At 67.2% G+C, this 3,995-nt stretch carries 4 protein-coding genes; 2 read left to right on the forward strand and 2 right to left on the reverse strand.

The annotated features are described in order from the left end of the window. Positions 1-1,319: sulfatase (locus tag DMB66_RS58420; protein WP_199753280.1), on the reverse strand; the 1,319-nt coding region annotated here is incomplete at its 3' end. 173 nt (positions 1,320-1,492) lie between these two features. Here DMB66_RS58420 and DMB66_RS58425 point away from each other — a divergent pair. Next, a complete protein-coding gene (locus DMB66_RS58425; RefSeq protein WP_125812547.1) occupies positions 1,493-1,864 on the forward strand; it encodes a DNA polymerase ligase N-terminal domain-containing protein in 372 nt (123 codons plus the stop codon). A 132-nt stretch (positions 1,865-1,996) separates the two neighbouring features. Further along, positions 1,997-2,668 carry a DedA family protein gene (locus tag DMB66_RS58430; protein WP_125812548.1) on the forward strand — a complete coding sequence of 224 codons (672 nt, stop codon included), beginning with the start codon at positions 1,997-1,999 and terminating at the stop codon, positions 2,666-2,668. Positions 2,669-2,888: 220 nt separating this feature from the next. On the opposite strand, the gene DMB66_RS66405 is transcribed toward DMB66_RS58430, so the two are convergent. Beyond that, positions 2,889-3,494 (reverse strand): transposase family protein, encoded by a 606-nt coding sequence (locus tag DMB66_RS66405; RefSeq protein WP_125812549.1) that lies wholly within the window; start codon positions 3,492-3,494, stop codon positions 2,889-2,891. Positions 3,495-3,995: the final 501 nt, after the last annotated feature.

The following is a 3,995-nucleotide window of genomic DNA, read 5'->3' on the forward strand; positions in this document are numbered from 1 at the left end:
ACGTCGTCCCAGTCGATGAACTGCGGGAGCGGCGCCCACGGCGTGTGGCTGGAGACCAGCGGCATCTCGACGAACATCGGGTCGTGTTCCACGCCGTGCACGTTCTTCTCGAACCACGAGAGGGTGTACTGGTCCGGCTGCGGCGCCCAGCTGAAGGCCGGTCCCTGGTAGCCGGTGTTGCGGGAGTCGTAGACCTTGTCGTAGCCGTAGAAGTTGCCCTCCGGCCAGGCCCGGGTGGCGCCCGGCATGACGCTCATGGTGTCGAAGCCGGCCTTCTTGAAGGCCCCGGTCAGGGTGAGCCGGTTGCTCGACGTGAGGTTTCGGTAGCGGTTCTGCTTGTCGATCCACAGCCCGGACAGCAGCGTCGAGTGCGCCAGCCAGCTGCCGCCGCCCGCCGTGGGCGAGGCGAGCCAGCCGCTCTTGGTGACATAACCGGCCTTCTTCAGGGTCTCGGTGCCGTCGGCGAGCACCTCCGTCGTGCCCTTGTTGAGCGTGGGGTCCTCGATCGCCGAGCGGCCGTAGCTCTCCACGAAGAAGATCATCACGTCCTTGCCCCGCAGACCGGTGAGGAGCTGGTCACCGGGGGTGCTGGCGAACGCGTCGGTCAGCGCGAGCTTCTCGAACGCCTTCTCGTCGCGCAGGCCGGCCTTCACCGTGTGCGCCCGGTCCCAGACGTACATCGCCGTGCTGCGGGCGGCGACCGGGATGGTGCCGAACACCTGGACACCGATCATGAGCAGGACGACCCAGACGGCCGTGCCGGTCAAGGCGGTGCCGAAGGTGGCCCGGCGGTGCCGTTCGGCGAGCCGGGTGACCCGTACGGCAGCCCAGCTCATCCCGGCCAGGATGGCCAGGATCGCCAGGACCACGCCGATCAGCGCGCCGATCGCGCCGACCTGGCCGACGGAGTCCTTGAGGAACGACTGGGCGTCGTCGAGGAGCACCCAGTCCAGGACCGGGTCGAACGGGCGCGCCAGCGTCTTGCGGAAGCCGATGTCGGCGACCTTCTCGATGGTGATCACCGCGAGACCGGCGCCCAGGATGCCCGCGGTGATCTTCTTCCAGCGGCCGGGCAACAGCAGGACCAGCCCGATGGCGAGGAATCCCTCGATCGGCAGCCGAACGTAGGTGCCCGCCTGCTGGAACCGGCTGCCCACGTTCGGCATGATCAGCGCGACGAAGATCACCAGGACGGCCAGCACGGTGAGCGCATGCCCGACAACCGTCCGCAGGCGACCGCGCACCTTGGCCGGCTCGGCCCCGGCCGTCGACTCGGCCGACGATTCAGCCGTCGACTCAGCCTTCGACTCGGCCGTCACCTCGGGCTCCGTGGTGACCACGGGCTCCGCGTTCTCCGGCGACTCCGCTTGCGGAGCACGACGAAAACGGGCAGCGAGTGCTTCACGTACCGAACCAGACAAGACTTGGCCCTCCTCCGGGGACATCCCAACAGGGGAACGGATCTCGGCCGGATGTAGTTCAATCGGTGCTCGTGAACGCACCCGAGGGACCGGCTGGTCAGAGCTTCGTCCTGCACGATCACCGCAGGCCGGCCCCGCACTTCGACCTGCGGCTGGAGCAGGACGGAGTGCTGCGATCCTGGGCCCTGCCCCGAGGGCTGCCCACCGAACCGGCAGGTAACCGGCTCGCCGTCGCCGTGCCTGACCATGACCTGGATCACCTCACCTACACCGACGAGCACAAGTTCATCGCGGACATCGGCTGGTGGCAGGAGGAGGACCGGAACGACCGCCGGCTGCTGTTCACGCTGCACGGCCGGGACGGCGCCCGGCGCTACGCGCTGATCCACACGGGCGGAAAGAACTGGCTGGCCCATCTGACCAAGGACCAGCCGGCGGGCTGACCCACCCTCACCTTTTCCACAAGTTATCCACAAGCTGGAGGGCACCCCCACGTTGGTGATCCGCTCGGGTGGATACGGTTGGAGGCCGGGGCCGTAGGTCCCGACACCGAGGAACGGGAGTCTGCTCAGCCCATGCCCCCCGCTGACGATCTGCCCAGCATCCTGCACGGTGTCGCCCCGATCCTCGACCGGTGGAGTTATCTCGCCATCGCGGGTGTCATCGGGGTCGAGAGCTTCGGAGTCCCCGCGCCCGGGCAGACGATCATGATCGCCGCGGCGATCTACTCCAGCTGGGGGCGGCTGGACATCTTCGCCGTCGCCGCGATCTCCTTCATCGCCGCCGTGCTCGGCGACAACGTCGGCTACTGGATCGGTGTCCGCGGCGGACGGCGAGCCGTGCACCGCTTCGGCAAATACATCCTCATCACCCCGGCCCGGCTGGAACGCGCCGAGAAGTTCTTCGCCCGCCGGGGCAACCGGATCGTCGTGGCGGCCCGCTTCATCGACGGCCTGCGCCAGCTCAACGGCGTCATCGCCGGCATCACGGCGATGCCCTGGCGCACCTTCCTGATCTACAACACAATCGGTGCGGCGCTCTGGGTGGGCTGGTGGTGCACGGTCGCATACCTGCTCGGCACACACCTGGTCGAGATCATCGAACAGCTGCACAAATACATGTACTGGGCCATCGGCGCGGGCATGATCGTGGTCGGCACCTACATCTGGCTGCACCTGCGCCACATCCGCCGACGCCGCGCCCGGGCGGCCACCACGCCGGCCACCGTGGAAGACGCCCCAGCCTGACGATCGCCGAGCGCCATCCAGCTAAACCAAAAGGTGAAACCGGATGGGAGTAACAGCTGTGACCACAACCGCCCAACCGTTGAACCGGACCCGCGCAATTCGGTGAGCCGACCGCGGTAGCCGAGGTCGAGGATCTTCCAGTTGACCAGATGCGAGATGGCGCGTTCGACTGCGGCGCGCAGGCTGTTCAATGCCTTGTTGCAGCTCTTACGGACCTCGGTCAGTGGCCGGCCGGCGGTTCGCGGTACGGCGTCGACGGGCCGCAGCCCGGGTAACCCTTGTCAGCGAGCATGCCCGGCCCACCGTCGGCCAGCTGGACGGCCCACCGTTCGGCGAGCCCGGATGCCGCGAACGCGACACTGTCGTGCCGCGAGCCACCGATCGGGGTGCCGGTGTCAACCAGCCGGCCGTCGAGGTCCGCGATAGCCTGCACGTTCATACCGGAAAGCCGGTGCTTACCGGAGAACAGATCCGTCCGGTCGGCGCGTTCCCCAGTCGGCGCGCTCCCCAGTCGGCGCGCTCCCGGTCGGCGCGACGAAGCCGTCAAGCAGCACCGCACCCAGCCTGGCCCGCAGCACCGCCTGTGCCGCGACCGCAACCGTGGCCCTGCTCCACGAGCGACCCGCGAGACCGTCGACTGTGCACACCCGAACAGTTCCCCCGCGACGTCCTGCACGTTGTCGTCCCGCAGCAAGAACAAGGTCAGCACCACCGCCCGGTGCAGGTCCAGGACCTTGCAGCGGCCCTTCTTCGGCCGCCAATCACCCACAAGGGTGGACACCGTCAGAATCAGGCCTGTGAGTTGGTCCGGCCGCAGCCCGGTCATACGCTCCCTACGCGGCGGTCGTCCACCGGGGTACTCCTGAGTCCACACAACCCAGGCGAACCCTCACCGGGCGACCGCCGTTACGCATCGTCACCCTCACGCGGGACCACAACACCAGCCTCCACCGCGTTCTGAGTAGGGCTCCCGGTAACGGCAGAATTGACTTTGCTCTGCTGCCCTATTGGAAACACCTCCGCTCTGCTTCCCAATTGGAAACACCCTCCGCTCTGCTTCCCCATGGGAAACACCCCTTCGGCCGGCCCTCGGGCATCAACAGCGGAACCCGGATGCCTCCATCCGCTGTTTCCAATAGGGAAGGACCCTGTTGCCTAATTCTGTCTAGGCGGCGAGGGTGAGATCGAGTCTGCTCAGGTGGGTGGTTCGGGTGCGTTGGAGGGGTGTGTTTGGGCTGCCGCGCGTTTTCCGGACAGTGCTTTTAGCGTGTTTTCACGCCGCTAATGTGTTGTCCGTGCGTCCGCTGAGAATTTCGTACGGCGTCTT

Source organism: Actinoplanes sp. ATCC 53533 (assembly GCF_003947245.1).

Coding starts and splice junctions, on each gene's coding strand:
- DMB66_RS66405 (WP_125812549.1), bottom strand. CDS start 3,494: ATGACCGGGCTGCGGCCGGACCAACTCACAGGCCTGATTCTGACGGTG.
- DMB66_RS58430 (WP_125812548.1), top strand. CDS start 1,997: ATGCCCCCCGCTGACGATCTGCCCAGCATCCTGCACGGTGTCGCCCCG.